General features: G+C 34.6%; 5 protein-coding genes. All 5 read right to left on the bottom strand.

Annotated features, from left to right (window positions below; all coding sequences use genetic code 11):
- Nucleotides 1-41 precede the first annotated feature (41 nt).
- Complete coding sequence (locus AC1DJR_RS21155; RefSeq protein WP_002013419.1) at nt 42-569, bottom strand: ribonuclease FAU-1 family protein; 528 nt, start codon at nt 567-569, stop codon at nt 42-44.
- Between the two features lie 231 nt (nt 570-800).
- A complete protein-coding gene (locus AC1DJR_RS21160) occupies nt 801-1,850 on the bottom strand; it encodes a hypothetical protein (RefSeq protein WP_429688368.1) in 1,050 nt (349 codons plus the stop codon).
- A 12-nt stretch (nt 1,851-1,862) separates the two neighbouring features.
- Nucleotides 1,863-2,336 (bottom strand): tetratricopeptide repeat protein, encoded by a 474-nt coding sequence (locus tag AC1DJR_RS21165; protein ID WP_113735857.1) that lies wholly within the window; start codon nt 2,334-2,336, stop codon nt 1,863-1,865.
- A 172-nt stretch (nt 2,337-2,508) separates the two neighbouring features.
- Entirely contained in the window at nt 2,509-3,204 is a 696-nt protein-coding gene (locus AC1DJR_RS21170; RefSeq protein WP_429688369.1) for a phosphopantothenoylcysteine decarboxylase domain-containing protein, read from the bottom strand.
- 12 nt (nt 3,205-3,216) lie between these two features.
- Nucleotides 3,217-3,744, bottom strand: a 528-nt coding sequence (locus AC1DJR_RS21175) for an AAC(3) family N-acetyltransferase (RefSeq protein ID WP_477003436.1), incomplete at its 5' end; no start/stop codon positions are given.

Raw genomic sequence — 3,744 nt, forward strand, 5'->3', positions numbered from 1 at the left:
ACGAAAACCCGCAAGCTATTAAGTTGCGAGTTTTTTATTTTTCATGTAGAAAAAATCTCTTTCTGTTTAAATATAGTCTCCGTTTCTAAAATCATTTGAGGTAAGAAGACATGAATTGTATCCGTTAATACGTTAAGAGCTTCTTTCACATAACCATTTTCAAATTGATCTAATGACTCAGGTAATTCGACTTCATCTAATATGAAATACTCACCATTAGGAAGAACCATAATATCAATGATTAAATCTTCAAATGTTACTAACTCATTTCCTACATGTGTGTTTTTTATGATATTAAAATATGACCCTAAATAATGCCCAGCATCATCTCTCCATATGTATAGGTTATACGGACGATCTTCCCAATAATATGCGGTTGTATAACTACCTTTAGGAATAGTTAATTTTATTTCGTTTGCTGTCATAGTAAAAGGGTACTGTACCTCATGAAATAGTACGATTCTCTTCGGTTGTGCTTCTACTAATAAACAAACGTGATCTACAGTTGTAGAATCATAACGTATTTTTCTTTCTATAATTTCAATCCTTGATGTACGTAAACAATTCATTTTTTAGTTACCCCTTTTATCATATAGTCCTTTTTTAATTATATCCTTTACGCTCCTGATTAAGAAAGTATACCGTATACCGTATTCCGCATCATAAAAACTCCTTCTATAATGGAAGGAGTTAATGAACTACTACTATTTTATTAACCACAATTCATATATGGTCTTTTATTTTTTTCAATACAAACTCCATATACACCAAACGCACGGTGATACTTTAGCATTTTACTCCTATTTCAACTTCTCCATAACCGCAGCATAAAATTCCCGTTCATTATCAACATTTAAATGGACACGACTTACTGTTTTAGAAAATCCATATAACAACTGYGCTTTAATTGGCTCTTTTAACGTTATTTCAAAAGTCGCAGGTTCCTTTATGAATTCCATAACAGTTGCGTCAAGAACCTTTTTCTCTTCTTCTTTCGTTAAAGGTTCGCCTTTATAAAACGCAATGTTATCAATTTGTGTATATGGTATAACGATTTTCTTTCCTAATCCAATTTGAATGATCACTTTTTCTTCCGCAACGATAATTGGATTTTTACGCATCGCTTGGATTTCGGCTAAAAAATAAAACATCGCATATATGTTCAAAATGAGTAAAATCCAAGCTATAACTGGATTCCATTGATGAAGTAAATAATGAAAACCGATACTTTCAATTAATGTTGCATGAATAATCATGATATAMACACCTATTGCACCGGTCTTTTTATGATATGAATATATGAATTCATTTTCTAGTACTTTTACACGCCACGATAAAAAAGCATAATAGAATAATTTACACTCTGAAAGAATAACATTCACCGCTGTGCTTCTTTTCATAGTAGCGTCAAATGCGTTATCAATCGCATAAGAGAATGATTGATATTCTCTAATATACTCTTTATATTTTTTCATTATTTTAGGAAGAGCTCTAATAATTTTATATACAATGAAAAGCTCTAACCCTATAAAAGCAATTTCTCCAGCCACAATAATATACGAAATAAATGAATAGGCTTGTAAATAATCGCTTGGGATAATAAATCTTGCGAATATGTATCCAGCAATTACGACAGGAAAGATGTACGTTAACGAATATCTCTTTCGGATAATTAGAAAATATGTAATAACCGGAATTACAAACAGAAAATCCAATAATGAACCGAGCGCTACTTCCTCTGGTACAGCTGGTGTAATCGGAAGAGAATATACTAAATAATTCGACAACATAATTACAGCTACGAGCCCTATCCACACACCTTTTCGCCTTCGTGAAATTGAAGAATTCATTCCTTCTCTCCTTTATTTAAAGACCTCATTTAAATTATCTTTATAAAATGAGATAGCACGTTCAAATTCTTTTACCTCATCTATTTTTACGACCGTTTCAAGCAATAATTTCATCGCTTCTTCATGATTTTTCACATTGTATTTTGCTAGTGATAAAAACACTTTCATCACATCATTTTCCGGGAACTTCTTTATCCCTGCTTCTAATACAGTAATCGCTTTATCATATTCCCCTATACAACGATACGTACTGCCAAGACCGATATACGCACCGCGAAGGGATTCACCATCAAGTCCGTTCGCAATTGCCTGTTCATAATACGGAACCGCCTCCATTTCAAGACCCATGGCATCATGTATCCAAGCGCATTGATATAGCACTTCTGCATCCCTCGTAAAGTTTGTTAGTCCAATTAGTATATCTCTTGATTGCGCATATTTCTTTTCATTTCTAAGTTTAATAGCTTGCTTTAATAAATGTTCCATAGGATCCACTCCTCACAAATTGTTCATTATGTATATATCATGTATTACACATTTACGAGCAGCTAATGGCCTATTCTATTGATTCAATTTAATAATTAGTGAGGGATACGTTCCCCACTAATTTAATATTAACTCCATTATATACTATGCGACTACAGCTCTTTCTAAAAGCTTAAATTTCCATAGCAGTAATACGATTGCATAAATGCTCTAACATATTGACAATTTCTTTTGCAGTTTCATCTTTCCCATTACATAACTTCACAGTACCATCTTGTCCAATAACGTGATGCACAGCCCCGCGAGAATATAAAGAATGCGGTGAGTTCGCTACCATTACACTTGCTTTTGCATCTTCCATCCTTTTGCTTGCTCTTTCAATAAGTTCTGCTTCATTTACATCACTTTCAAGTTTAAAGCCGACGAGTATCGTTTCTGGATCCCAATTCTTTATTTGTTTTAATACTTTTGGTGCTTTTTGAAAATGAATAATCGGTGCGATATCACTTGAAATCTTTCCGTTCATATTAAGAACAGTTCCATCTTGGTCACAAATCTTTTCGACAACCCAATCTGAACCAGCAGCAGCCATAATAACTGCATCTACTTTTTCATGTGTAATAATACTTTTCATCTTATCTTGTAAATCAATAATCCCCCCAAATGGGTGCAATTCTAATTGGTTATTTACATCCATTGGCTTCTCAGCGAAATAGCCATGCAAATATATTACATGTGCGCCCTTTGTCATTAGCTCTTCCGCAATAATTCTTCCAATCGTACCTTTTGCTAAATTTGTATGTCCACGTACTTGATCCCATTTTTCTAGACAACCGCCGCTCGTAATTAATACTTTTTTCTCCTGCATAATAACCATCCCTTACTGATTTTTCGCACGAAACCACTCTGTTCCAAAGTCAACTGCATCACGTTGCCTCATAAAACGGCACGTCGCATTCCCTATCTTCCCGCTCGTAACTGTTCCTTTACGCTCATATTCAACTCCGATTTCTACAAACGTGTCAGAATCGTAATCCATTTCAACGAATTCTTTCCATACTCTTACACCTTCTTCTATAATAGGCGCCCCTACCTTTATTAACTCGCGTGCACCTGTACGTACCTCAGATAAATGTATGGACGTATTGGAGTCATAACCGACACCAAGTAATAATATGTATCCATCTAAATCGTATATTTTTCGTAATGGCGATTCTTCACCAAAACTTATGGAAAGTGAATGATTCGCTGTAATTTCTTCTGCGTGTTGCCCCCATGCTGCAAAACTACTGAGTGGATGATTACTGCGCAATACATTCGGATATGTACGAAAACATTCAACTACTTCTCCCATTGCCCTTGTTGGTGTTATACGTGGGTCAAATGCTGGGACGTTATCCCGGATAAT

The organism is Bacillus sp. 05T31 (genome assembly GCF_056396725.1).

Bases quoted from the DNA above. Each gene is read 5' to 3' on its own strand.
- AC1DJR_RS21170 (WP_429688369.1), bottom strand. From the start codon at position 3,204: ATGCAGGAGAAAAAAGTATTAATTACGAGCGGCGGTTGTCTAGAAAAA.
- AC1DJR_RS21165 (WP_113735857.1), bottom strand. From the start codon at position 2,336: ATGGAACATTTATTAAAGCAAGCTATTAAACTTAGAAATGAAAAGAAA.
- AC1DJR_RS21155 (WP_002013419.1), bottom strand. From the start codon at position 569: ATGAATTGTTTACGTACATCAAGGATTGAAATTATAGAAAGAAAAATA.